The 22,499-nt window shown below is 71.9% G+C and carries 23 protein-coding genes; 11 read left to right on the top strand and 12 right to left on the bottom strand.

The window, feature by feature from the left end:
• Positions 1-64: 64 nt before the first annotated feature.
• The 3 genes from OG448_RS28375 (at position 65) to OG448_RS28365 (ending at position 3,425) form a co-directional block, all read left to right on the top strand.
• Positions 65-1,339, top strand: coding sequence for a hypothetical protein (locus OG448_RS28375; RefSeq protein WP_405558002.1), 1,275 nt, complete (start codon positions 65-67; stop codon positions 1,337-1,339).
• A gap of 196 nt (positions 1,340-1,535) precedes the next feature.
• On the top strand, positions 1,536-2,648 hold the full coding sequence (locus OG448_RS28370; RefSeq protein ID WP_405559009.1) for an amidase domain-containing protein: 1,113 nt from the start codon (positions 1,536-1,538) through the stop codon (positions 2,646-2,648).
• 150 nt (positions 2,649-2,798) lie between these two features.
• Positions 2,799-3,425 (top strand): pyridoxamine 5'-phosphate oxidase family protein, encoded by a 627-nt coding sequence (locus OG448_RS28365; protein ID WP_405558001.1) that lies wholly within the window; start codon positions 2,799-2,801, stop codon positions 3,423-3,425.
• A gap of 79 nt (positions 3,426-3,504) precedes the next feature.
• Here the strand turns inward: OG448_RS28365 and OG448_RS28360 are convergent, their stop codons facing one another.
• The 12 genes from OG448_RS28360 to OG448_RS28305 all read right to left on the bottom strand — a co-directional run bounded on the left by OG448_RS28360 (position 3,505) and on the right by OG448_RS28305 (position 14,719).
• Positions 3,505-4,329 (bottom strand): class I SAM-dependent methyltransferase, encoded by an 825-nt coding sequence (locus tag OG448_RS28360; RefSeq protein WP_405557999.1) that lies wholly within the window; start codon positions 4,327-4,329, stop codon positions 3,505-3,507.
• A gap of 71 nt (positions 4,330-4,400) precedes the next feature.
• Entirely contained in the window at positions 4,401-5,792 is a 1,392-nt protein-coding gene (locus OG448_RS28355) for an aldehyde dehydrogenase family protein (protein ID WP_405557997.1), read from the bottom strand.
• Positions 5,792-6,901 (bottom strand): phenazine antibiotic biosynthesis protein, encoded by a 1,110-nt coding sequence (locus OG448_RS28350; protein ID WP_405557996.1) that lies wholly within the window; start codon positions 6,899-6,901, stop codon positions 5,792-5,794. Before OG448_RS28350 ends, OG448_RS28355 begins: the two co-directional genes overlap by 1 nt.
• A gap of 21 nt (positions 6,902-6,922) precedes the next feature.
• Positions 6,923-7,306 carry a VOC family protein gene (locus OG448_RS28345; protein WP_405557994.1) on the bottom strand — a complete coding sequence of 128 codons (384 nt, stop codon included), beginning with the start codon at positions 7,304-7,306 and terminating at the stop codon, positions 6,923-6,925.
• Between the two features lie 29 nt (positions 7,307-7,335).
• Positions 7,336-7,974 carry a phenazine biosynthesis FMN-dependent oxidase PhzG gene (phzG, locus tag OG448_RS28340; RefSeq protein ID WP_405557992.1) on the bottom strand — a complete coding sequence of 213 codons (639 nt, stop codon included), beginning with the start codon at positions 7,972-7,974 and terminating at the stop codon, positions 7,336-7,338.
• 24 nt (positions 7,975-7,998) lie between these two features.
• The gene (locus OG448_RS28335; protein ID WP_405557990.1) at positions 7,999-8,832 is read right to left on the bottom strand and encodes a PhzF family phenazine biosynthesis protein; all 834 of its coding nucleotides are present in this window, start codon (positions 8,830-8,832) and stop codon (positions 7,999-8,001) included.
• On the bottom strand, positions 8,832-9,158 hold the full coding sequence (locus OG448_RS28330; RefSeq protein ID WP_405557988.1) for a hypothetical protein: 327 nt from the start codon (positions 9,156-9,158) through the stop codon (positions 8,832-8,834). The genes OG448_RS28335 and OG448_RS28330 overlap by 1 nt, the downstream gene beginning before the upstream one ends.
• Positions 9,155-11,056: an anthranilate synthase family protein gene (locus OG448_RS28325; RefSeq protein ID WP_405557987.1), complete on the bottom strand. Its 1,902-nt coding sequence runs from the start codon at positions 11,054-11,056 to the stop codon at positions 9,155-9,157. Before OG448_RS28325 ends, OG448_RS28330 begins: the two co-directional genes overlap by 4 nt.
• The gene (locus OG448_RS28320) at positions 11,053-11,676 is read right to left on the bottom strand and encodes an isochorismatase family protein (RefSeq protein ID WP_405557985.1); all 624 of its coding nucleotides are present in this window, start codon (positions 11,674-11,676) and stop codon (positions 11,053-11,055) included. Before OG448_RS28320 ends, OG448_RS28325 begins: the two co-directional genes overlap by 4 nt.
• A gap of 55 nt (positions 11,677-11,731) precedes the next feature.
• Entirely contained in the window at positions 11,732-12,904 is a 1,173-nt protein-coding gene (locus OG448_RS28315) for a 3-deoxy-7-phosphoheptulonate synthase (protein WP_405557983.1), read from the bottom strand.
• Between the two features lie 50 nt (positions 12,905-12,954).
• The gene (locus OG448_RS28310; RefSeq protein WP_030803987.1) at positions 12,955-13,416 is read right to left on the bottom strand and encodes a PhzA/PhzB family protein; all 462 of its coding nucleotides are present in this window, start codon (positions 13,414-13,416) and stop codon (positions 12,955-12,957) included.
• Positions 13,417-13,522: 106 nt separating this feature from the next.
• Positions 13,523-14,719, bottom strand: a complete 1,197-nt coding sequence (locus tag OG448_RS28305) for an acyl-CoA dehydrogenase family protein (RefSeq protein ID WP_405557980.1) — start codon at positions 14,717-14,719, stop codon at positions 13,523-13,525.
• A 381-nt stretch (positions 14,720-15,100) separates the two neighbouring features.
• On the opposite strand from OG448_RS28305, the gene OG448_RS28300 reads away from it, so the two are divergent.
• The 8 genes from OG448_RS28300 to OG448_RS28265 all read left to right on the top strand — a co-directional run bounded on the left by OG448_RS28300 (position 15,101) and on the right by OG448_RS28265 (position 22,466).
• Positions 15,101-15,811 carry a class I SAM-dependent methyltransferase gene (locus tag OG448_RS28300; RefSeq protein ID WP_405557978.1) on the top strand — a complete coding sequence of 237 codons (711 nt, stop codon included), beginning with the start codon at positions 15,101-15,103 and terminating at the stop codon, positions 15,809-15,811.
• A 48-nt stretch (positions 15,812-15,859) separates the two neighbouring features.
• A complete protein-coding gene (locus OG448_RS28295; RefSeq protein ID WP_135790815.1) occupies positions 15,860-16,738 on the top strand; it encodes a diiron oxygenase in 879 nt (292 codons plus the stop codon).
• Complete coding sequence (locus OG448_RS28290) at positions 16,735-16,983, top strand: acyl carrier protein (protein ID WP_391298561.1); 249 nt, start codon at positions 16,735-16,737, stop codon at positions 16,981-16,983. The genes OG448_RS28295 and OG448_RS28290 overlap by 4 nt, the downstream gene beginning before the upstream one ends.
• A complete protein-coding gene (locus OG448_RS28285) occupies positions 16,983-17,819 on the top strand; it encodes a hypothetical protein (protein WP_405557976.1) in 837 nt (278 codons plus the stop codon). Before OG448_RS28290 ends, OG448_RS28285 begins: the two co-directional genes overlap by 1 nt.
• Positions 17,820-17,862: 43 nt before the next feature.
• Positions 17,863-18,714, top strand: a complete 852-nt coding sequence (locus tag OG448_RS28280; protein ID WP_051720139.1) for an alpha/beta fold hydrolase — start codon at positions 17,863-17,865, stop codon at positions 18,712-18,714.
• A 64-nt stretch (positions 18,715-18,778) separates the two neighbouring features.
• Positions 18,779-19,306 carry a 4'-phosphopantetheinyl transferase superfamily protein gene (locus OG448_RS28275; RefSeq protein ID WP_405557974.1) on the top strand — a complete coding sequence of 176 codons (528 nt, stop codon included), beginning with the start codon at positions 18,779-18,781 and terminating at the stop codon, positions 19,304-19,306.
• Between the two features lie 131 nt (positions 19,307-19,437).
• Positions 19,438-20,859, top strand: coding sequence for an FAD-binding oxidoreductase (locus tag OG448_RS28270; protein ID WP_405557972.1), 1,422 nt, complete (start codon positions 19,438-19,440; stop codon positions 20,857-20,859).
• Between the two features lie 38 nt (positions 20,860-20,897).
• Positions 20,898-22,466, top strand: coding sequence for an MFS transporter (locus OG448_RS28265; protein WP_405557970.1), 1,569 nt, complete (start codon positions 20,898-20,900; stop codon positions 22,464-22,466).
• Positions 22,467-22,499: the final 33 nt, after the last annotated feature.

Raw genomic sequence — 22,499 nt, 5'->3', positions numbered from 1 at the left:
CCGCCGCCCCGGCCCACCCCTTCCCGGCTCCTCAACCCGCAACCCGCCCCGGAGATCGATCCGTATGAAGTCGTCGAGCACAGGCCGCCGTCGCAAGGCACGCACCACCGAGGGCGGCCCCCTCACGCGCCCCGCCGTTCTCGCGCTGGCCGTGCTGCTCGTGCTCGTCTCCACGGTCACGGGATATCTGCTGCTGAACCACGAGGACGACACAGCCTCCGCGGTCTCCCCCGCCAAGGAGCCCGGCGCGTCCGCGGAGCCGGAGTGGGACGGGAAGACCAAGGTGCTCGGGGACGGCTCCACGTCCTACACCGGGCCGCAGAAGGGCACGCTGAAGCCCGTGCGGCTCAAGCCCGGTGAGAAACCGCCCCAGTTCGTCGTCTTCTCCTGGGACGGCGGCCTGGAGGGCAGCGACCATCTCTTCTCGCACTACCGCCAACTGGCAAAGCAGTACAACGCCCATATGACGTTCTTCCTCACCGGCATCTATCTGCTGCCGAAGACCAAGAAGGACCTCTACCACCCGCCGCAGCACTCCCCCGGCGCCGCCGCCATCGACTACGCCACCGACGAGCACATCCGCGAGACGGTGGAGCAGTTGCGCGAGGCGTACGAGGACGGCAACGAGATCGGCACCCACTTCAACGGCCACTTCTGCGGCGCCAAGGGCGGTGGCGACTGGAGCGTGACCGAGTGGAAGAGCGAGATCGACCAGTTCTTCTCGTTCGTGGAGCACTGGAAGACCAACACCGGCTACAAGGACATCGACCCGCTGCCCTTCGACTTCAAGAAGGAGGTCACCGGCGGCCGGGCGCCCTGTCTGGAGGGCCAGAAGAACCTGCTCAAGGCCATCAAGAGCTACGGCTGGCGCTACGACGCCAGTTCCGCGGGCGACTTCCAGATCTGGCCGGAGAAGAAGAACGGCATCTGGGACTTCCCGCTCCAGATGCTCCCCTACGAGTCCGGCAAGTACCAGGGCCTGTCCATGGACTTCAACTTCCTGTACAACCAGTCGGACGGCGAGACGCAGGGCAACCCGGCCGACTTCCCCAAGTGGGAGCAGCAGACGGTCGATTCGTACATGGCCGGTTTCAACCGGGTGTACTACGGGAGCCGGGCGCCGCTGTTCATCGGCAACCACTTCGAGGACTGGAACGGCGGCATCTACATGCGGGCCATCGACCAGGTGGTCAAGAACGTGTGCACCAAGAAGGGCGTGAAGTGCGTGTCCTTCAAGGAACTGGCCGACTGGATGGACGTCCAGACGCCGCAGACGCTGGCGCGGCTGCGCACCCTGGATCCCGCGCAGTCGCCTGACTGGTCGTCGGTCGTCAAGTGACCTGTGAAACAGTCTGGTTCCACTTGTGCATCCCGTCTTCACACCTGCCGCACACGGCATGCGAAGATGCGTTCGCCCGGTCTCTGTCACCGGAGTCCCGGTCTGTGTACCGGCGTAGAGGGGAACATCATTGAAGTCGAGAAAATTGAGCCGTAAGCGGAGCCGCGCCACCATAATCTCGGCGGCGGCCGCCTCCGTGGTGGCGGGCGTCGCCCTGCTGCCGAACTGGAGCGCGGGCGCGGCGGTCACCGACGACCCGACCGTCGACACGGCGACCAAGGCGACCTTCCAGCGGCTGGCGGACGCGGTCTTCACCGACCGCACCCAGGCCCTGGTGGGCGGTGCTTCGGAGGACCGCAAGCAGCGGACCTCCGGTTTCTCCGGCGATGTGCGCCTGTCCGGCACGCAGTCGCGCCAGGAGGACTCCGCGCTCAGCCAGCTTCGCGGCCGCAAGAGCCGTCTGGCCGCGCTGGGCGAGCAGTACAGCGCGGGCAGCACCAGCGTGAAGCTGGACGCCACGCAGGTCAAGGGACGGCGTGCCACGGTGGCCGTCACCGAGACGACGTCGCTCACGTACAAGAAGGTCACGGGCAACGAGCCCCCCACCACGGGGTTCCAGGCCCACCACGAGCTGACCTTCCAGGCGGACCGCGGTGGCGACTGGCAGCTCACGCGCATCAAGGACACCGACGAGGGTTACCTCGCGGTGAACCAGGTGGCGAAGCCCGAGGTCGCCAAGCCGACGGTCAAGGCGGACGACGGCCCGCCGGACGCGCCTCGCGCGGCCACCACGCGGCCGGCTCCGGCGAAGCCGAAGAGCATGACCGGTACCGGTTATGACTACAAGGCCATGGTCGCGTACGCGACGAAGTACTGGAGCAAGTACAACACCGCGTACCCGGACTTCAACGGAGCCGGCGCGGGTGGTGACTGCACCAACTTCGTCAGCCAGGCGCTGAAGGCGGGTGGCTGGAAGCACGTTCCCGGTTACACGAACGACTTCCACAAGTGGTTCGGCACCGCCGACATCCAGTCGGACTCCTTCGTGGGTGTGAACGAGTTCTCCTGGTTCGCGCTGTCCTCGAAGCGGGTCACGAGCCTTGCGAATGTCTACCAGGCCGACATCGGCGATGTCATCCAGATGGACTTCAACAAGGACGGGTCCAAGGACCACACGATGATCGTCACCAAGCGCGACGCCCAGGGCGTGCCCTACGTGACGTACCACTCCACCAACACCTACAACCGGTCGGTGGCGAGCCTCGTCGCGTCCTACCCGACGGCGGCGTTCTACGCCTACCGCACCTGAGGTGAGCGAGGGCCCCCGTACGGCACGCCGGTTCCGGTGCCGTACGGGGGCCTTCGCGCGTGCGGGCACCGGTCCTTTGCGGCTGCTCGCGGCCTGGCTATGGTCGTGCACCGACCAGGTTTCGGCGGGTGTGGCCTTCAGGGGGCGTGGATGAGCCGGTATGCGCGGTTGGCGTTCACCAAGAATGTGCGGGGCGTGCAGGAGGAGCGCGGCAGTGCGCAGGCGATGGCACGGCTGCTGGCGCGGGACACCGAGGAGCCGGACCGGCTGGGGCCGGACGAGGCGGACTTCATCACGGCCCGCGACGGGTTCTACCTGGCCAGCACCGGGGAGGACGGCTGGCCGTACGTCCAGTTCCGGGGCGGCCCGCCGGGCTTCGTGCACGTGCTGGACAGCGGCACGCTGGCCTGGGTGGAGGTGCGCGGCAACCGGCAGTACATCACCACGGGCAACCTCCGCTCCGACGACCGGGTCTCGCTGTTCTTCATGGACTACGCGAACCCCACCCGGCTGAAGATCTTCGGCCGCGCGGAGACCCGTGATCCGGCCGAATTCCCGGAGCTGCACGAGCAGTTGTCCGATCTGCGCACCGACGGCCCGCTGGAGCAGCTCATGCTGATCCGGGTGGAGGGCCTGTTCTGGAACTGCCCCAAGCACATCACCCCGCGCTACTCGGAGCTGGAGCTGGCCGAGGCGCTGGAGCCGGTGCGGGAACGGCTGCGGATGCTGGCGGAGGAGAACCTGGAGCTGCGGGAGCGGCTCCAGGCGCGGGACTGATCGGCGCCGGCGGTCCACGGGCCGCGGCGGCGAAACCCCTCGTCGGGGGTCCGGCCGCCGCGGGCCCGGAGACCGGGCGTCACTGTGCGGCGAGCCGGGCGCGGATCAGCCACAGCCGGTTGGCGAAGCGGCGCCCGCGCGGCTGGACGTCGTAGGGCCAGCGCCCCTCCCCCGCGCCGGGCTGGCCCGGCTCCTTCAGCGACTCGATCTCCCAGCCGTTGGCCTCCAGGAACGGCTCCGGCTCGTCGGTGCCGAAGATCCACGGCGTGCCGTCCTCGGCGAGCCGGTCGAGGAACGGCTTGGAGAACGGGCTGCGCAGCAGGGTCCGGCCGAGGATGTCGAAGGCCAGGTGGCTGCCGGGCGCGGAGGCGGAGGCCAGCAGGCGCAGCAGCCCGGCGGCCTGCTCCTCGGTGAGGAAGAAGGTCAGCGCCTCGGCGACCCACAGCGTCGGCCGCGTCCGGTCGAAGCCCGCCGCCTCCAGGTCGGGCAGCCACTCCTTGGTCAGGTCCGCGGACACCTCGTGGCGCCGTACGGCGGGCTTGGCGCCCAGCGCGTCGAGGCGGCGCCGCTTCTCGGTGATCAGCGGGCCGTGGTCGACCTCGTAGACGTCGACGTCGTCGGGCCAGTCGAGCCGGAAGGCGCGGGTGTCCATCCCGGCCGCGATCAGCACGACCTGGCCTATCGAGCCGTCCGCGAGCAGGTCCCGGATCGCGTCGTCCAGGAAGCGGGTGCGGATGGAGATGAACGGCAGCAGACCGCCGCCGACATAGCGGTCGATCAGCTCGAACCCCTTGGGCTCGGCGAGGGACCGGGCCAGCGGGTCGACGTAGAGGGCGTCCTCGCGCTCGGACTCCAGGGCGCGGGCGGCGGCCATCCACTGTGCGGTGTACGAAACGGCGTGCATGGGTGTGGTGGTCCCTTCGACAAGTGCGCGGAAAGTGCGCGGATTCAACAGGACGGTTGAGAGGCGGAGGCTCAGGTGCGGATGACCGCCTTGGTGCGCATCAGGAAGTCGCCGAGGAAGCCGTCGTGCGGCAGTCCGGGCGCGATGCGGTAGGTGGGGGTGTCGCCGACGTAGACATTGCCGATGGTGGGCTCGTCCAGCAGCCGGTCGATCAGCTCCTCCCGTCGGGTCAGCGCGGTCACGACGAGGCTGTCCCGCAGGACGGCCGTGCCGGCCTCGGAGGTCCAGGGCGCCACCCAGACGCAGGGAAAGGGCAGTTCGACGCCGAGCTGGGCCGCGTCGGGCCGGTCGACCTGGTGCACGGCGGGCCGCAACGCGGCGCTGCCGTCCCCGAGTTCGGCCACGACCCCCTCCGCACCCAGCCAGGGCCGGGTGCCTGCCGCCCGGTTGGCCAGATGGGCGCCGAACGCCCTTGCCGTGGCTACCGGTTGGACGGGCAGTACGGCCTTGTCGTCCTCCGGTGCGAGGGCGGGCAGCGCGCCGAGCCGTTCGGCGAGGGCCGCGCACAGCGGTGCCGGGTCGCCCTCCACGAGGACGGCGGTGGCGTTGACGCACCCCGTTCCGCCGTGGTGGCTGACGGAGTCGACGATGGTGTCCAGGTGCTCGCGCCAGTCCACGTCGGCGGTGACGAGGATCTTGGACCGGCCGGGGCCCTGGGTCAGCACCGCCGGGTCGGCCCGGTGGCGCCGGACCGCGTCGTCGCCGCCGTACACCATGCCGAGGTCGGCGCCGCGCAGCAGCTCGTCGGCCAGCTCGTGCCCGGTGGGCAGGAACGCCACCTGGTCCGGTCCGAGCCCGGCGTCCCGCAGCGCGGTGATCAGACGGTACGGGGTGAAGGGCTCCCGGCGCGAGGGGCGGACGGCGACCCGGAAGCCGAGCGCCAGCGCCTCGGGCCAGAGGCTGTGGGTGCCGGGGTGGTTGCCGGCCGCGTTCACCGCGAACACCTCGCCGCGCCGGGTCCACACCGCGCGCCCGGCACGGGTGAGCGGGTCCCGCCAGTCGTCACGGGCGTCCACCGGCCGCGCCCGCCGCGCGCTGTCGTACGCGGCGGCCAGGCGCTCACCGATGGCGCGGGTCGCGGTCCGGACGACGCCGAGGGGCACTCCGCCGACCCGGCTGACGAGGTGCTCGTGCTCGGCGACGGTCAGCCCGCCCACCCGGCCGGTGGTGAACAGCTCGGCCGCACGGGCCAGTACGGCGGCCCGCCGGTCGGGGGCCGGAGGCTCGGCGCGGCGCAGCGCGGTCAGTGCGCGGTGCAGGAACACACCCGGCACCAGGCTGAGTTGGGCGACCGGCGCGCCGGAGACATCGGTGACCGTGAGCCGGTTGCGGGCGCGGTACGGGCCCCTCGGCCCGAGCGCGTCGAGCTGGGGCAGTTCCTTCTCTTCCGCTGCGGCCGGCATCAGTAGACCCCCTCGATGACCTGTTCGTTCTCGAAGGTGCCGACGGGCGCGATGTCCGCGACGGAATCCCCGATCCCGCCCTCGGGCGGCCGGACGCGGGTGGCCAGGTCGCGTTCGAGGTTGTTGGGCAGCAGGAAGGACTTGCTGACGTGGTGGGCGACCACCCGCCCCCGCTCCCCGTAGAGGACGGGCTTGCCGGTCTCCGGGTCGACCACACCGAAGGTGACCCAGGGGTCGAGGGTGTCGAAGACGCAGGGCCCGTCGTCGGGGAGGTCCGGCCGCTCCCCCGCGAAGCCGAGGATCATCGTGCTGCCGTAGTTGCCGCTGAGGACGGTGTCGGGGAAGACCTCGGTGCGGTACAGGTGGCGGGAATCGGCGTCCATCTGGGTGCCGCCCCAGCGGATCGCGCGGACCTTGTCGTTGACGAGGTCGACCAGGTCGTCCCGGCGGGCCAGCCGCTCCAGCAGGGGCGGGGTGATGGTCATGACGCCGATGTCCTGGGTGCGCAGCACCTCGGCGGCCTGGTCGACGACGTGCTCGGCGTAGGCGCCCGCCTCGGGTCCCCGTCCCTCGGCGATGGTCCGCTTGACCCAGCGCGGGTCGAGGTCGACGCGGAACCCGTAGCGGCCGTGGGTGGCGGCGGAGCGCTGGAAGTACTCGCCGACGATGTGCGGGCCGCCGGGCACCAGGCCGAGCCAGTCGGCGCCGCGCGGGAACCCGTGGGCGTCGAGGGCCTCGTTGCTCCAGTGCAGGGTGCGCTCCAGCCAGTCCCGCAGCAGCACCACGCGCTTGGGGGCGCCGGTGGTGCCGCCGCTCTCGTAGACCCCGATCACGTCGGGGCGGTCGCCGTAGCCGCGCGGGACGAGGTCGGCTGCGGGTACGTGCCGCAGTTCGGCCGCGACGTTGGGGAAGCGGGCCAGGTCGGCGTGGGTGCGGATGTCGCGGCGGGGGTCGAAGTCGAAGGCGGTGGCCCGCTTGAGCCAGAACGGCGATCCGGTGTCCGGGTCGAAGTGCCAGGCCATGGCGGCCTGGACGAAGGCGTCCGGGTCGGGGCGGGTGCCGTGCGGCGGTTCGAGGATGCGGTCGGTCTCGGCGATGTCCAGCGTCATGGCGCGTCCCAGGTCAGGTGGTCAGGAGTGGGGTCCGGCGGCGAGGGCGACGGGGTTGCCGTCGGGGTCGGTGACATAGGCGATCCGCTCGCCCCACGGCATCTCCACGGGGTCGCGCAGCAACGGGACGCCGGCACCGGCGAGTTCCTTCAGCGTGGTGTCCAGGTCGTCGACGAGGACGAACATCTCGAACCGGACCCCGGTGCCCAGCGGCCTGTCGTACCGGGTGGCGGGCCACTCGGCGGAGACCACGGCCAGCTCGGCCGTGCCGCGGGCGAGGGCGATGTACGTGGGCTCGCCCTCGGGCGGGTTCTGCCGCAGCCTGGTGAAGCCGAGCCGTTCGTAGAAGGCCGCGGTCGCCGGGACGCGCTCGGCGAAGACCAGGGGGAAGGCGCGTTCCTGCATGGCGGGTCGGCTCCTGTCGTCGGGGGCGGTCATGGCTGGAGCCGGGTGACGTGCCAGTCGGCGCCGTCGCGCTCGTAGCGCAGCCGGTGGTGCATCCGGTCGGAGCGGGCGGACCAGAACTCCACCTCGTGCGGGACCAGCCGGTAGCCGGTGAACCGGGCGGGGCGGTCGAGGGCGGCGCCGGTGGCGGCGAGGGACTCGGCGGCGGCCCGCAGGGCGCCCGGGTCGGTGAGGGGTTCGCTCTGCTGGGACGCGGCGGACATGGCGTGCAACGGGACGGGCCGCGCGTGCCAGAGGGCGTCCGCCTCCGCCTCCCCGATGGGGACGGCCGGGCCGCCGATGCTGATCTGCTGGGCGGTCTCGCGCCAGTAGAGCAGCCCGGAGGCCCAGCCGGTCTCCTCGATGTCCCGGCTCTTGCGGCTGGTGCTGTGGGTGGTGAACAGCAGGCCCTCGTCGTCGATGCCGCCGAAGACCACGACCCGGGTGGAGGCGCGGCCGCGCTTGTCGGCGGTGGCCAGGGCGAGCGCCCTCGGCTCGCGCACCCCCTGCTCGGCGGCCTGGGCCAGCCAGTCCCGGACCAGGCCCAGGGGCTCCGCCGGCGGGTCGTCGTACTCCGGGAAGCGGCGGTCGGTGCGCCCGGTGAGGCTCTCGAACTTGCTGCTGTTCATGCCGTGCCTTCCTGGTGTCGGGGCCTAGACGTAGAGGGTTCCGCGCCCCACGGGGACGCCGTGGCCGCCGACCTGGACGGAGGTGATGTGCTCCCCGGTGCCCTCGGCGGTGGCGAGCATCAGCGAGGGGCGGCCCATCTCCACGCCCTGGAGGATCTCCAGCGGCTGCCCGTAGCGGGCCAGGCCGTGCCGGGCGAGGTGGATGGCGAGTGGGCCCGCCGCCGAGCCGGTCGCCGCGTCCTCGACGACGCCGTAGGCCGGGGAGAACATCCGGGTCCGCCAGTGCGAACCCTCCCCGGCGAAGCAGTTGGCCGCCATATCGGGGAAGCGGGCGAGGGCGCGGTGGTCCGGGGTGAGCGCGGAGAGCGCGGCGACGCTCTCCAGCCCGACGAAGACGTGCCGGGGCCCGTTGCGGTATATCTCCACCGGGGCGACGGTCCCGGTGACGCCGAGCGCCTCCAGCAACTCCCCCGCGTGCTCGTACGGTTCCCAGACGGGGTGCGGCTGTTCCATGCGGACGGTCACCGCGCCGTCGTCGTCGCCGAGTTCGACCGGGATCGTCCCCATGGCGGTCTCCAGCCTCAGCCGGTCCCGCTTGAGCACCTCGCCGAGCGCGACCGCCGTTCCGAGCAACGGATGCCCGGCGAAGGGCAGTTCGTTGACCGGGGTGAAGATGCGGATGCGCGCGTCGCCGCCGTCGCGGGCGGGGTGGACGAAGGTGGTCTCGGAGAGGTTCATCTCCCGCGCGATCCGCTGCATCTTCTCGGCCGACAGGTCGCCGGCGTCCAGGAAGACGGCGACCGGGTTGCCGTAGAGCGGCTTGCGGGAGAAGGCGTCCACGAGCAGGTACTCGTGCATCAGCGGGGCTCCTGGGTGGCCTGGGGTATCGGGAGGGCGGCGGGGTCGGCGAGGGCCTCGACGGCGAAGCCCATGCGGTGGTCCGGGGGGCGGCCGATCAGGTCGGCGGCGCGGTTGGGCGGCAGCGGGTGGCCGGCGGGCCGGTCGGTCTCCCACACCATGACGGCGCCCCAGCGGTTGTGCGCCGGGTCCGCGACCCAGTACTTCACCCTGAGGCCGGGCACCTCCGCCCAGTCGCCGGTCACCCCCTCCGACAGGTGCTCGTTGAGGGTGCGGATGCTGTGGGGCGAGTCGTCCAGGTCCCACCAGGCGATCTCCAGCCTCATCGGGAGAGCACCCCCCGCAGAGCGTCCCCGAGCAGCCGGGGTCCGTCGACGGTGAGCACGGACTCGGCGTGGAACTGGAAGGAGGCGAAGTGCGGCCCGCGCAGCGCGTCGACCTCGCCGGTGTCGGGGTCCCGGCTGACCGCGACCTCTCCGGTGCCGGGTACGTGGTGGTGGTCGGCGGGGCTGACGGCGGCGAACGTGTTGTAGAAGCCGACGCGTTCACGCCGTCCGAACAGGTCGATGGCGCGCTGCAGGCCCTGGTTGGGTTCCGCGCGCCGGATCAGCGGGAGGCCGAGGCGGCGGCTGAGCACCTGATGGCTGAGGCAGACCGCGAGGAACGGCAGCCGTTCGCGCAGGAGGTGGGCCACGGCGGCGTCCAGCGCGGCGATCTTCGGGTCGGCGGTGTCCTGCGGGTCGCCGGGGCCGGGGCCCATGACGACCGCGTCGAACCCGTCGAGACGGCCGTGCAGCCGGTCGTAGCGCAGCACCTCGGCGGTGGGGCCCAGTGCTTCGAGCTGCTGGACGATCATCGCGGTGAAGGCGTCCTCCGCGTCCACCACCAGGATCTTCAGCCCCTTCAGCTCGGGCACCCGGAGGGCACCGGGGGGCGCGGCCGCGAGCCAGAAGTCGGCGATGTCGGCGTTCCGGCCGCGCAGCGCCTCCTGGACCTCGGGCCGGTCCCCGAAGCGAGCCGCCGACACCGGGGGGACGTCGGGGCCGGCCGCGCCGCCCAGGGCGTGCAGCAGCCCGGCCGCCTTGGCACGGGTCTCCGCGGCCTCCGCACGCGGCGAGGAGTGGCGTACGAGGGTGGCGCCGACTGCGAGCCGCAGCTTGCCGTCGGCGGCGATGTCGGCGGTGCGGATCAGGATGGCGGAGTCGAGCGAGCGCCCGCCGCCGGGTTCGCGGCTGATCAGCGCGGCGACTCCGCTGTAGTAGCCACGCCCCTGGGGTTCGTGGCGCTGGATGACGCGGGCCGCGCTCTCCACCGGGCTGCCGGTGACGGTGGGCGCGAACAGGGTCTCGCGGAGGATGTCACGCAGGTCGCGGCGGGTGCGGCCCTCGATGAAGTACTCGGTGTGGGCGAGCCGGGCCATCTCCTTGAGCCGGGGTCCGGTGACACGGACGCCGGGCTCGCAGACGCGGGACATCATCTTCAGTTCCTCGTCCAGCACCATGTACAGCTCGTCGGTCTCCTTGCGGTCCTCCAAGAACGCGGTGAGACCGGCCAGGTCGGCGCCGCCGGGCGGGTAGCGGTAGGTGCCGCTGATGGGGTTCATCACGGCGTGGCCGTCCCGCACCGAGATGTGCCGCTCCGGGGTGGCGCCGACGAAGGCACGGCCGCCGACGTGGATGACGAAGGTCCAGTAGGCGCTGTGCTCGACCGCGGTCAGCCGGCGGAAGACGGCCAGCGCGGTGTGCGGGGTGTAGCCGTCGAGATCGGCGAGCAGGGTGCGGCGCAGCACGAAGTTGGCGCCCTCGCCGGTGCCGATCTCGTCCGCGACGACCCGCCGCACCTTCTCGGCGTACTCGTCGTCGGACAGGTCGAAGCGGTGGCCGCTCATGCCGACCGGGGTGTCGGGCAGCCGCTCCAGCACGTCCGCCAGGGGCAGCTCGGCCTGCTCGGTGACGGTGAGCGCGATGAGGGGCGAGCCGTCGTCGGGGGCGGCGAAGTCCCGTTCGGCGAGCTGGCGGTAGGGCACCAGGACGAGGGCCTCGTGGCCGGAGCCCTCCGTGCCCTCCGGCAGCGGCAGCCCGGCGAGCGTGGCCGGGTGGGAGACCTCGCCCAGCAGGACGTCGACGGTGCCGGGGGCGCCGCTCTCCGGCCGGTGCAGCAGGGCGAAGTCGTGGTCGCCGGGGGCGGCGAGCAGGCGGTCCAGGAGGTCGCTGGGCGGGCTCACCGGAACACCTCCGCGCTGGGCAGGACCACCCCGCAGCGCTCGGCCACGTAGTCCAGGGCGAGGCGGTGCCGTTCGGCGGAGAAGTCGGCGACGGCGTCGGCGGCGAGGAAGACCTGGATGTCGTTGGTGAACGCCTCGACGGCCGTGGCGAGCACGCCGATGTGGGCGTAGACCCCGCAGAGCACGAGCTGGTCGCGGCCGGCGGCGCGCAGCCGGCGCAGCAGGCCGGAGCGGTGGAAGGCGCTGTAGCGGTACTTGGTGAGCACCCAGTCGCCGGGGTCCGGGGCGAGTTCGGGCACCACCTCGCGGTCCTCGGGGGCGGTGCGCATGCCCGGTCCCCAGAAGTCCTTGAGCAGCCCCCGGTCCTCGTCGGTCATGCCGCCCGGCTGCGCGGTGTAGGCGACCGGCACCGCGAGGCTCACGGCGCGCTTTCGCAGCCGGGCGGCGTTGTCGACTAGTTCGGAGCGCAGCGGGTCCGGGATGGAACGCAGGAAGAAGTGCTGCATGTCGTGGATCAGCAGCGTGGCCCGCTGCGGGTCCGGCGTCCAGTGGGCCGTGTTCGCCGGGAGGCTGTCCGCCGCCGGCAGAGCGTAGGGCGCGATACGGGGTATGCCGACCACCAGTCGGCTCCTTTCGGGGCGGGAGGGATACGGGCCTGCCGGGGCGCGGCGGGGCTCAGCGCAGGGTGTGCGCCCAGCCGGTGACCATGCGCAGCGCCTGGTCGGGGTTGAGCCGGGGGTCGCAGAACGTGGTGTGCCGGTCCCCCACGCTGCCGAGCTGGGAGACGTCGGCGGCGCACTCGGTGACGTCGTCCGGGGTGGTCTCCAGGTGGAGGCCGCCGTTGACGCCGCCGCTCTCGGCCAGGGCGGTGCCGAAGCCCTCGATCTCGGCGAGCATCGCGTCCACCAGGCGGGTCTTGTGCCCGGCGGGGCTGGTGATGGTGTTGCCGTGCATGGGGTCGCACAGCCAGATCGCCGGGTGTCCGGCGGCCCGTACGGCCTCCACCAGCGGGGGCAGCCTGCTGGTCACGAAGTCGGTGCCCATGCGGGCGACCAGCACGAGCCGGCCGGGTTCCCGGTGCGGGTCGAGGCGGTCGGCCAGGGCGGTGACGTCGTCGGTGGTGGTACCGGAGCCGATCTTGCAGGCGACCGGGTTGAGCACCTCGGCCAGCAGCCGCACATGGGCGCCCTCGGGCTGCCGGGTGCGTTCCCCGATCCACGGCAGGTGGGTGGAGCCCAGGTAGGGGCGGGTGCCGTCCTGGCGCAGCATGGGCAGTTCGTAGTCGAGCAGCAGGGCCTCGTGGCTGGTCCACACCTGTTCGGCGGGCGGCCGGCCGGCGTTCACGGCGGCCAGTTCGCGGACGATCTCCTGGGCGGCCCGGTGGCAGGTGAGGATGCGCTCGGGGTCGGCGCGTCGGCTGACCGGGTCGGCCTCGGGGCCGTTGACCATGTGGCCGCGGAAGACGGGCAGGGTGATGCCGCCGACCTGCTCCACGGGCTTGGAGCGCGGCTTGGCGAACTGCCCGGCGATACGGCCGACGCGCAGCACGGGCTTGCCGGTGACCGCGCCGACCGTCTCCGCGAGGTGGTCGAGCAGGTCGGTCTTGCGGCGTACGTGCCGCGGGGTGGACTCGGCCGGGTCCTCGGCGCAGTCCCCCGCCTGGAGCAGCAGGGCCCGCCCGGCGGCGACGTCGGCGAGCAGGTGGCGCAGCCCTTCGGCGGCGTCGGCGGTGACCAGGGGTGGACAGGTGCGGAGGGTGGCGCGCACCCGCTCGACCGGGCGGGCGTCGTCCCACTGGGGCTGCTGTAGGGCGAGTGACGCTTGGATGTCCTGGAGGGAGGGGCGCACGGCTTCCTCTTGCGGGGTCGGGGCGGGGACCGGGGGCCGGCCGGCCGGCGTCAGGTCGGGATTCCGTCGCGGCGGACCGCGGGGACGTCGATGCCGAGGGCCCGGAACTGCTGGCAGGGGTTCATGAACTCGCGCTGCTGCTTGATCTTCCCGTTCTCGAACGTGAAGGAGTGCAGGAAGTGGTTGCGGTAGAGACCGGGCTCGTAGCCGGGGAAGAGGATCTGGCCCTCGCCGTCGCACTCCACCCAGAACCGGTCGGGGTCCTGGGTGTCGAAGATCTCGATGTTGATCCAGGCCCAGTCGGGGAAGCACTTGAGGGACCAGACGGCGTGCTCGCCGAGGCGGTCCCGGCCGCTGATGACGATGGGCTCGCCGGTCTCGGTGGTCCACAGACCGCCGGTGCCGTCCTCGGTGAACAGCAGGTGCCGCTTCAGGCGGTCCTGGCCGCGGGTGTTCATGTACTGGGCGACGATGGCGCGGTTCTGTTCGCGGATCTCGTGCTCGTCGGACATGTCTGATCTCGCTTTCCGTCACTGGGCGGCGAAGGGCCACTCCCGCGCAGCGGCGGGCGGGCCTGGAGCACATCGGAACGAAGGGGAGTTCGCGTCGTACGGGCCGTCAGACCAGCATGCTGATGGCACGCGGGTCCTGGCCCACGAGGGCGCTGCCGTAGACCTGCTCGGGGACGCCCATGCCGAAGCCGGCGTGCCGGCTGCCGGTGTGGACGTCGCGCCACAGCCGCTGGAGGGGGTTGGACTCGTCCAGGGCGGAGGAGCCGTAGAGCGTGACGATGTCGTCGACGGCCTGGCGGCACTGCTGGACGACATGGGTGGCGTCCATGCGGGCGCGGGCCCGGGTGAGCAGGTCGGGGTTCTCGCCCGCCAGGGCGTGCTCGTCCACGCTGTCGGCGAGGCGGCGGGCGTGCAGCCGGGCGGTGTCCAGCCGGGTGGCGGCGGCCGCGAGGGCGAGTCGGGCGGTGGGCGACTCGGCCTGATGGGCGAAGGTGGTCCCGGCCACGCGCCGGGTCCCGGCGTGTTCCAGGGCGTAGCGCAGGGCGGTGTCGGCGCCGCCGAGCAGTGAGCCGATCAGACCGACCATGAAGACGCCGGTCAGGCTGTCGCGGTAGCGGCGGTCGGCCGGCACCAGGCCGTCGGTCTCGCCGTCGATCAGGGGCTTGTAGGGGAGCAGCCGGTGCGCGGGCACGAACACCCGGTCGGCGACGACCGTGTTGCTGCCGGTGCCACGCATCCCGACGAAGTGCCAGGTGTCGCGGACGGTGATGTCGGCGGCCGGCATCAGCGCGAAGTGCGGCTGGAGTCCGGTGCCGGTGTCGGCGAGGAGCAGTCCGCCGATCCACTCCGCGTGCAACGAGCCGGAGGCGTACGGCCATTCACCGCTGACCCGGACCCCGCCGTCCACCGGTTCCACGGTGCGCACGGGGGCGCCGAGGATGAGGGCGGTACGGGCGTCGGGGTCGTCGTCCCAGACCTCGGCGCGGGTGCGCTCGGGGAAGAGGGAGACGACGAAGTTGCCCACGTTGAGCACGCCGGTGACCCAGGCGGCGGAGACACAGCCGCGGCCCAGCTCGGTACAGACCTCCAGCAGGGTGCGGATGGAGGTCTCGTGGCCGCCGTTGCTTTCGGGCACCAGCAGCCGGGTGAGCCCGGCGCCGGTGACGCGGGCCATGACCTCGTCGGGCAGCCGCCGGTCGCGGTCGCTGTCGGCGGCGCGTTTCCAGAGGTCCTCACGGAGGCCGGCGGCCTGGTTCACCAGCTCCGCCGCACGCGCGTCGAGGTTATTGCCTGAACCGCGCAATTTCTTTTTCCTTCCGGATTTTCGGGACGCACAGGGCCCCGGTGCGGATGACGCTCCGGACGATTGGCGGTCCGTTTCCTCCGGCCGCCCCGGCATCGTACGTGGGCCGGTTCGGCACAGCCACCCCCGTTGAATTCGCCGCGCCGGATACGAAACTTTCCGTTCCGCTTGGCGGCCGCTCCCGGGCACCCACGGCCAGGAAAAGCGGAATACGCTCTTTCCATCCACCCGGCCACCAGGGAACGGGCGTTCAACCGTGGAATCTCCTCGGTTGAACGGGCGCCGGAGCGCGTCGGCGCGCCTTACGCGGACGTCGGCGGCTGTGGTAATCCCTTTGGTTCGACAGGGCCGGACGCCGGATCTATTCCTCAGGAGACTGGCATGAGCAATAGCGCCCAGAAGTCCTACGATTACGCGACCGCCGACTTCAACGCCGTATATCGCGGAGGTGAACTGCTGGGTGACGCCGGGATCACCCGGGTCCCCTGGGACATCGGTGAACCGCAGCCCGGTGTGCTTGAATTCGAGCGACGCGGACGAATTCGCGGCGAGGTGCTGGACGCGGGCTGTGGTCTGGGTGACAACGCCGTGTTCCTGGCCGCCCGCGGATATCGGGTCACCGCCGTCGACGCCGCCTCCACGGCGATCGAGCGGGCCAGGGAGCGCGCGGCGAAGCAGGAGGGCGGGGCGGAGATCGAGTTCGCCGTCGCCGACGCCACGAGTCTGGCCGGCTACGAGGGCCGCTTCGACACCGTCCTCGACAGCGCGCTGTTCCACACGCTCGGCGCGGAGGGGCGCCGCCGTTACGCCGCCGCACTCGGCCGGGCCGCCCGGCCCGGCGCCTGGCTGGACATGCTGTGCTTCGCGGCGGTCCCCGGCGGGATGCCCGAGCCGCTGTCCGTCTCCGAGGAGACGGTGCGCGAGGTGCTGACCGGGGCCGGCTGGACGGTCACGGAGCTGACCCGGACCGTCTACTGGGGCGTGGCCGAGGCCACCCGCACCTTCCTGGAGAAGACCGGCGTCCAGGTGGAGATCGACGAGGCGGGACGCACCCAGCTCCCGGTCTGGTCCGTCCTGGCCGAGCGCGCCTGACCCGCGCGCGCCGCCGTACCGCAACGTTCCCCGAAAGAAGGTCTGCCGATGCCGACGACCGTCAAACCCGTCAAGCTGGATCTGGCCCGGCTGGAAGCGATGGCGGAGTCCGACTACTACAACCCCTACACGATCTTCGACTGGCCCGAGTCCCTCGGCACCGACCGGCCGTGGATGAGCGAGGACCTGGTCACGCTCGCCGGCACCGAGGAGTGGGGGAAGCTGACGCGGGAGCAGCAGCTCGCCCTGACCCGGTTCGAGGCGGTGAACTTCTTCAGCCTCAACGTGCACGGCATCCGCGAGCTGCTCAGCGAGGTCGTGCTCCGCATCCACACCAAGACCTACGCCGACGCCTCGGAGTTCCTCCACCACTTCATCGGGGAGGAGAACGAGCACATGTGGTTCTTCGGGACCTTCTGCCTGAAGTACGGCGGGAAGGTGTACCCGGCGGTGCCGCAGGTCGGTCCGGGCCGGATCGAGGGGGTGGGCGACGCGGCGACCGAACTGGTCATCTTCGCCCGCATCCTGATCTTCGAGGAGCTGGTCGACTACTTCAACGCGCGGATGGCGACGGACGATTCGCTGCCGCCCATCGCGCAGGAGATCAACCGGGTCCACCACCAGGACGAGAGCCGCCATGTCGCCTTCGGGCGGCACCTGTTCACCCAACTGCTGGACCAGGTCAAGGAGAGCCGCCCGGAGGACATCCCGGTGCTGGCCAACTACCTGGAGACGTACCTGGAGTACAGCGTCCGCAGCCTGTACAACCCGGCCGTGTACCGCGACGCCGGGCTCGACCAGCCCCTCGAACTGCGCCGCCGCCTGCTGGAGCACCCGGCCCGGCACGCCGCGCACAACGCGATCCTCAACCGCACCCGCAAGTTCCTCGCCCGCAACGGCCTTCAGGTCCAGGGAGCATCGGCATGAGCGACGACAAGCTGACCAAGATCCTCACCTTCATCCACCAGCGCAACCCCGAGGTGGGCGAGCTGAAGCTGGACGACGACCTGATCGACCGCCGCGCGGTGGACTCGCTGGCCTTCGTCGAGTTCCTCTACCTGCTGGAGGAGCTGAGCGGGGAGACCATCGACCCCGAGGAGATCGACGTCGAGGACTTCCGCACCCTGCGCGCCATCGACAAGCGCTTCCTGCACGGCGCGGCGGCCCGCTGATGGGCACCGCCACGGGGACGGACAACGGCCTCGGCGTCCTCGGCCCGGACGAGCTGCGGCTGCTGCGCGCGTTCGACTCGCTGATGCTGTCCTGGGCGCACGAGTGGGAGGCCGAGGAGCGGCGCTACCCGTTCCTGCTGCGGCCGGCGGACCTGGAGTCCATCGACTACTACGAGAACTTCCCGCACCTGGGTCTGGCCGCCGTCGCGGCCGACCCGGCCCGGCTCGGGGAACTGCGCGCCGGCGCCGCGAGCCCGCTGACGGAGCTGCCGGCGTCCGTGCTGGGCGACGCGGCGCTGGCCCTGCCTTCGGCCGCGTGTTACTCGGTCTACTTCGACCTGAAGGACCAGGCCCTTCAGGCGACGGAGAACCGGTTCACCACGGTCGCCACCTGTTTCCGCAACGAGACGCGCTACGAGGGGCTGCGCAGGCTGCTCGGCTTCAGCATGCGCGAGATCGTGTTCGTCGGCTCGCCCGAGGGCGCCACCGAGCACCTGAAGCGGGCCAAGGAGCAGGTGCTGGGCCTCGCCGACCGGCTGGGCCTGGCGATGAGCACCGAGGTCGCCACCGACCCGTTCTTCGACCGCACCGGATCACGGGCCACGATGCAGCGGCTCTTCCCGGTGAAGGAGGAGTTCGTGGTGGACGGCCTGGCCATCGGGTCGGTGAACTACCACCGCAACTTCTTCGGGGAGCGCTGCGCGATCTCCCTGCCCGACGGCGCGCCCGCCTCCACCAGTTGCCTGGCCTTCGGCCTGGAGCGGTGGGTGCACGCGCTGACCGCCCGGTTCGGGGACGCCCGGTCCGCCGCCGAGGCGGTCCTCGAAGCCGTCTGAGTCCCGCCCGCCCTTCGCCCGCCTTCCGCCCGAAAGTGAGCCGATGACCGACACGACCGTCGACGACGCCCTGGAGACCGGCGAGATCCAGGTGAGCGACGACATCCGGATAGCGTACGAGCGACGCGGGTCCGGCCCCGACATCGTCCTCGTCAACAACTTCTTCATGGACCGCAAGTCCTGGCGGTCCTACACCGCGAAGCTGGCCACCACGGCCCGGCTCACCTCCTACGACCTGCGCGGCCAGGGCGACTCCAGCCCGCACGCCGGGGAGCCGGTGTGGGAGGACCACATCAGTGACCTCAAGGCCCTGTTCGACGGGCTGGGTCTGGAGAAGGCGATCCTGGTGGGCACGTCGTTCTCGACGCTGATCTGCCGGGACTTCGCCGTGGCCCACCCGGACCGGGTGCAGGGCCTGATCCTGGCGGGGCCGGCGATGAGCCCGCACGGCCCGCAGCGGCTGCGCCGGATCACCAAGTCCTGGCTGAAGACGCTGGAGACGTCCGGACTGGGCGTGCTGTACGAGCAGTTGTACCCGCTCGTCTCCGGCGACCGGGCGGTGGAGGAGGCGGGGCCCATCGGGTTCATGGGCCGCAAGCAGAACTTCCTCGGCATCCACACCGTGGACTCCCTGCGCGCCGGGCTCGCGGTGTCGGTGAAGGCGCCGCTGGACCCGCAGATCATGACCAAGGTGGCCGCTCCGACGCTGCTGTTCGTCGGCGGGGACGACTTCTCGCTGAGCACGGACGCGGTGCGGGAGATGGTGGGGCTGTTCCCGGACGCCGTCACCGTCACCGTGCCGGACGGCGGGCATCTGGCCTTCCTGGAGGAGCCCGAGTGGTTCCAGCGGGAGGTGGAGTCGTTCATCGAGCGGGTCGCCGGGACGGGTGACTGAGGCACCGCTTCCGGGGCTCCCGAGCGCATGGCTGCTCGGGAGCCCCGGCCGTGTCCGGCGGGTCGTGCTGGCGAGCACCGCGGTCGCCCCGCCGGGCACCGGCGCGGCACAGCACCGGGCCGGCCGGGACGCGGTGGGCGCGGCGCTGCGGCGCGCGGGCAGCCCGGTGACGTCGGTGGGCCGCGCGTACAGCGGGGCGCCGGTGTGTCCGGCGGGATTCCCGGCCTCGGTGACCCACAGCACCGCGCTGGCGGTGGCCGCGGTCGCGCCCGGTGCCCGCGGCGTGGGCGTGGACCTGGAGCCGCGCTGCCCGGACCTGCGGCTGCACCGGTTCCTGCTGGACGAGCGGGAGCGGGCCGAGCTGTGGCCGGAGGGCGACCCGCCGGGCCTGCGGCGGCTGTTCGCCGCGAAGGAGGCCGCCTTCAAAGCGCTGTCCGAGTGCGTGGACGCCCATGGCGGGCTGTTCTGGCGGGTGCGGCTCGGCCTACGCGAGGGGCGGCTGTGGGCACGGGCCGGCGACCGGTACGCGCTGGTCGGTGAGCTGACGGCACCCACGTTCGCGCTGGCCGTGGCGGTCACCGCTGATCCATAACCAAAAGTTCGGTATCCCAGAAAAACTAGGTCTTGGACTTCTGATCGCATCGTCGGGACCATGACTGGGACGACAGTGCCGCAGCGACCCCCGTCAGCGGCACTGTCGTCCCTCGACGAAAGGAACGGACCGTGCCCGCTCGCCCCGAACCGCCCACCGCGCGCGAGGACCTGAGCGCGGCCGCCCGGCAACTGGCCGAGCGCGTCGGCGGCCCGCTGTTCGTCGCGGGCCAGGACGGCTACGACGAGGAACGCGCCCGCTACCAGACCCACCGGCCGCACCGCCCGGCGCTCGTCGTCGGCGCGGCCGAGCCCAAGGACGTACAGCTCGCGGTGGAGTTCGCCGCCGCGCGCGACCTCCCGGTGGGCGTGCAGGCCACCGGGCACGCACCCGCGCTGCCCGCTGCCACCGGGGTCCTCGTCAGCACCCGCCGGATGACCGAGGTGCGCGTGGACCCGGCCGCCCGTACGGCCTTCGTGGGCGCGGGCGTGCGGTGGAAGCAGGTCGTCGAGGCGGCCGCGCCGCACGGGTTGGCCCCGCTCAGCGGCAGCGCCCCGGACGTGGGCGCGATCGGCTACACCCTCGGCGGCGGAATCGGCCTGCTGGCCCGGAAGTTCGGGTACGCGGCCGACCACGTCCGGCGCGTGGAGTGCGTCACCGCCGACGGCCGGCCCCGCGAGGTCACCGCCGACAGCGACCCCGACCTGTTCTGGGCGCTGCGCGGCGGCCGCGACAACTTCGGCCTGGTCACCGGCCTCGAAGTCGACCTGGTCCCGGTGACCCGGCTCTACGGCGGCGGCCTGTTCTTCGACGGCGCGTCCGCCGAGCGCATCCTGAACGCCTACCTGCGCTGGACGGACACGGTCCCCGAGGAGATGACCTCCTCCCTGGCCCTGGTCCCGCTCCCCGACGCCCCGACCCTGCCCCCGCCGCTGCGCGGGCGGTACGTGGTGCACGTCCGGATCGCCTACCTGGGCGACCCGGCGTACGGGGAGCGGCTGGTCGCCCCGCTGCGGGCGCTCGGGCCACGGCTGGCGGACTCGGTGCGCGAGCTGCCGTACACCGACTCGGGGTCGATCCACAACGACCCGGTGGCACCGGCCGCGTACGTCGGGACCAACGCGATGCTCAGCGGGCTCGACGGGTCGGCGGTGCGCACCGTGCTCGACCTGGCCGGGCCGGACGCGCCGATCACCAGCATCGTCGAGGTGCGCCACCTGGGCGGTGCCCTGGCCCGGTCACCGCGCGTGCCGAACTCGGTCGGCCACCGCTCGGCCCGCTATCTGCTCGCGGTGCTGGACCGGGTCACCGACGACAGCGCCGACACCGTCCGCGCCGCGCACACCCGGCTCACCGACGCCCTCTCCCCGATCACCACGGGCCGCAACCTGAACTTCCTCTACGGCGCCGCCGCCACCCCGGACCAGGTGCGCAGGGCGTACGAGCCCGGCGACTACGCGCGCCTCGGCCGGATCAAGGCCGCCTACGACCCCGGAAACCTCTTCCGGCTGAACCACAACATCCCGCCGAACCCCTCCCCCGGCCCCCGCTGACGGGCCGCGGCCGACCGCTCAGGACAGCAGAAGGAACGATGATGGAAAAGAAATGGTGGACCCTGTTGGGGGTGTGCGGCGGGACGTTCATGCTCCTGCTGGACACCACCATCGTGTACGTCGTCATGCCCGATGTGCAGCGCGACCTGGAAGCCAGCTTCGCCGACCTCCAGTGGGTGATCGACGGCTACGCGCTGGCGCTGGCCTCCTTCCTGCTGACGAGCGGCACGCTGGCCGACCGGTTCGGGCGCAAGCGCCTCTACGCGATCGGCGTGGCCCTGTTCACGGTCGCCTCGCTGCTGTGCGGTGTGGCGCAGTCGCCGCTGATGCTGATCATGTCCCGGGTGCTCCAGGGCGTGGGCGGCTCGGTCATGTTCGCCACCGGTCTGGCGCTGCTCGCGGGCAGCTTCCAGGGCAAGGAACGCGGCATGGCGTTCGGCGTGTGGGGCATGGTCACCGGCCTCGCCTCCGCCATCGGCCCGGTGGCCGGCGGCCTGATCTCCAGCGGCATCAGCTGGCGGGGCATCTTCCTGGTCAACGTGCCGATCGGCGTCATCGTGGCCCTGATCATCGCGCTGCGCGTGGACGAGTCGAAGTCGCCGTTCGCCCGCAAGCTGGACTGGCCCGGCTTCGTCCTGCTCACCGGCGGCCTCGCCACCCTGGTCTACGGCCTGATCCGCGCCGGCGAGACCGAGTGGAGCGACGGCCGCGCGGTGACCGGTCTGGTGGTGGGCGCGGCGCTGCTGCTCGCGTTCCTGCTGGTGGAGGCGAAGTCCGAGCAGCCCATGTTCGACCTGAGGCTGTTCCGCATCCCCACCTTCGTCGGCGGTTCCATCGCGGCGTTCGCCATGAACGGCTCGCTGTTCGCGATGTTCCTGTTCCTGGCGATCTACTTCCAGGAGGCGCTGAACTACTCCTCGCTGGAGACCGGTCTGCGCCTGCTCACCGCCTCGCTGTCGATGCTGGTCGCCTCCCTGATCGCCGGGCGGCTCAGCGCCAAGGTGCAGCCCCGCTACATGATCGGGGTCGGGCTGCTGCTGGTCGGTGCCGCGCTGCTGCTGATGAGCGGGATCACCGAGTCCAGCGGCTGGGAGCACTTCATCCCCGGTCTGGTGCTGGGCGGTGTCGGCGCCGGTCTGGTGAACCCGCCGCTGGCCTCCACGGCCGTGGGCGTCGTGGACTTCTCCCGCTCCGGCATGGCGTCGGGCGTGAACGGCACCTTCCGTCAGCTCGGTGTGAGCGCGGGTGTCGCGGTGCTCGGCTCGACCTTCGCCGGGGTCATCAGCGACCGGTTCCGCGACGGACTGCGCGGGGTGCCGGAACTGGCGGGCCGGAGCGACCAGTTGGCCGCGCTGACGCGGGGCGGCGAGACCGGTGAGGCGGTGCGCCTCGTGCCCGAGCAGTACGGGGAGAAGGTGCAGCAGATCGCCACGACCGGGTTCGTGGACGGCCTCAACACCCTGCTCGGCGTGTCGGCCGGACTGGCCCTGCTCGGCGGTGTGCTGGCGCTGGTACTGATCCGGCCCGCCGACTTCCAGGCGGCCCAGCAGCCGAAGCCCGAGGCGAAGGACGCCCCCGGCCAGTCGCCGGTGGCCGCGGAGAGCTGAGCCCGGCACACGCGAGCGGGCCCGTCGGTTGCC

It is taken from the genome of Streptomyces sp. NBC_01171 (assembly GCF_045039805.1).
GTDB lineage: Bacteria > Actinomycetota > Actinomycetes > Streptomycetales > Streptomycetaceae > Streptomyces.
Note: the sequence above shows the minus strand (reverse complement) of the source record. Positions and strands in the feature narration are given on the sequence as shown.

Excerpts from the sequence above, each read along its gene's own strand:
- OG448_RS28375 (WP_405558002.1), top strand. The coding sequence starts at position 65 with ATGAAGTCGTCGAGCACAGGCCGCCGTCGCAAGGCACGCACCACCGAG.
- OG448_RS28365 (WP_405558001.1), top strand. The coding sequence starts at position 2,799 with ATGAGCCGGTATGCGCGGTTGGCGTTCACCAAGAATGTGCGGGGCGTG.
- OG448_RS28360 (WP_405557999.1), bottom strand. The coding sequence starts at position 4,329 with ATGCACGCCGTTTCGTACACCGCACAGTGGATGGCCGCCGCCCGCGCC.
- OG448_RS28355 (WP_405557997.1), bottom strand. The coding sequence starts at position 5,792 with ATGCCGGCCGCAGCGGAAGAGAAGGAACTGCCCCAGCTCGACGCGCTC.
- OG448_RS28350 (WP_405557996.1), bottom strand. The coding sequence starts at position 6,901 with ATGACGCTGGACATCGCCGAGACCGACCGCATCCTCGAACCGCCGCAC.
- OG448_RS28345 (WP_405557994.1), bottom strand. The coding sequence starts at position 7,306 with ATGCAGGAACGCGCCTTCCCCCTGGTCTTCGCCGAGCGCGTCCCGGCG.
- phzG (WP_405557992.1), bottom strand. The coding sequence starts at position 7,974 with ATGAACAGCAGCAAGTTCGAGAGCCTCACCGGGCGCACCGACCGCCGC.
- OG448_RS28335 (WP_405557990.1), bottom strand. The coding sequence starts at position 8,832 with ATGCACGAGTACCTGCTCGTGGACGCCTTCTCCCGCAAGCCGCTCTAC.
- OG448_RS28330 (WP_405557988.1), bottom strand. The coding sequence starts at position 9,158 with ATGAGGCTGGAGATCGCCTGGTGGGACCTGGACGACTCGCCCCACAGC.
- OG448_RS28310 (WP_030803987.1), bottom strand. The coding sequence starts at position 13,416 with ATGTCCGACGAGCACGAGATCCGCGAACAGAACCGCGCCATCGTCGCC.
- OG448_RS28300 (WP_405557978.1), top strand. The coding sequence starts at position 15,101 with ATGAGCAATAGCGCCCAGAAGTCCTACGATTACGCGACCGCCGACTTC.
- OG448_RS28295 (WP_135790815.1), top strand. The coding sequence starts at position 15,860 with ATGCCGACGACCGTCAAACCCGTCAAGCTGGATCTGGCCCGGCTGGAA.
- OG448_RS28290 (WP_391298561.1), top strand. The coding sequence starts at position 16,735 with ATGAGCGACGACAAGCTGACCAAGATCCTCACCTTCATCCACCAGCGC.
- OG448_RS28285 (WP_405557976.1), top strand. The coding sequence starts at position 16,983 with ATGGGCACCGCCACGGGGACGGACAACGGCCTCGGCGTCCTCGGCCCG.
- OG448_RS28280 (WP_051720139.1), top strand. The coding sequence starts at position 17,863 with ATGACCGACACGACCGTCGACGACGCCCTGGAGACCGGCGAGATCCAG.
- OG448_RS28265 (WP_405557970.1), top strand. The coding sequence starts at position 20,898 with ATGATGGAAAAGAAATGGTGGACCCTGTTGGGGGTGTGCGGCGGGACG.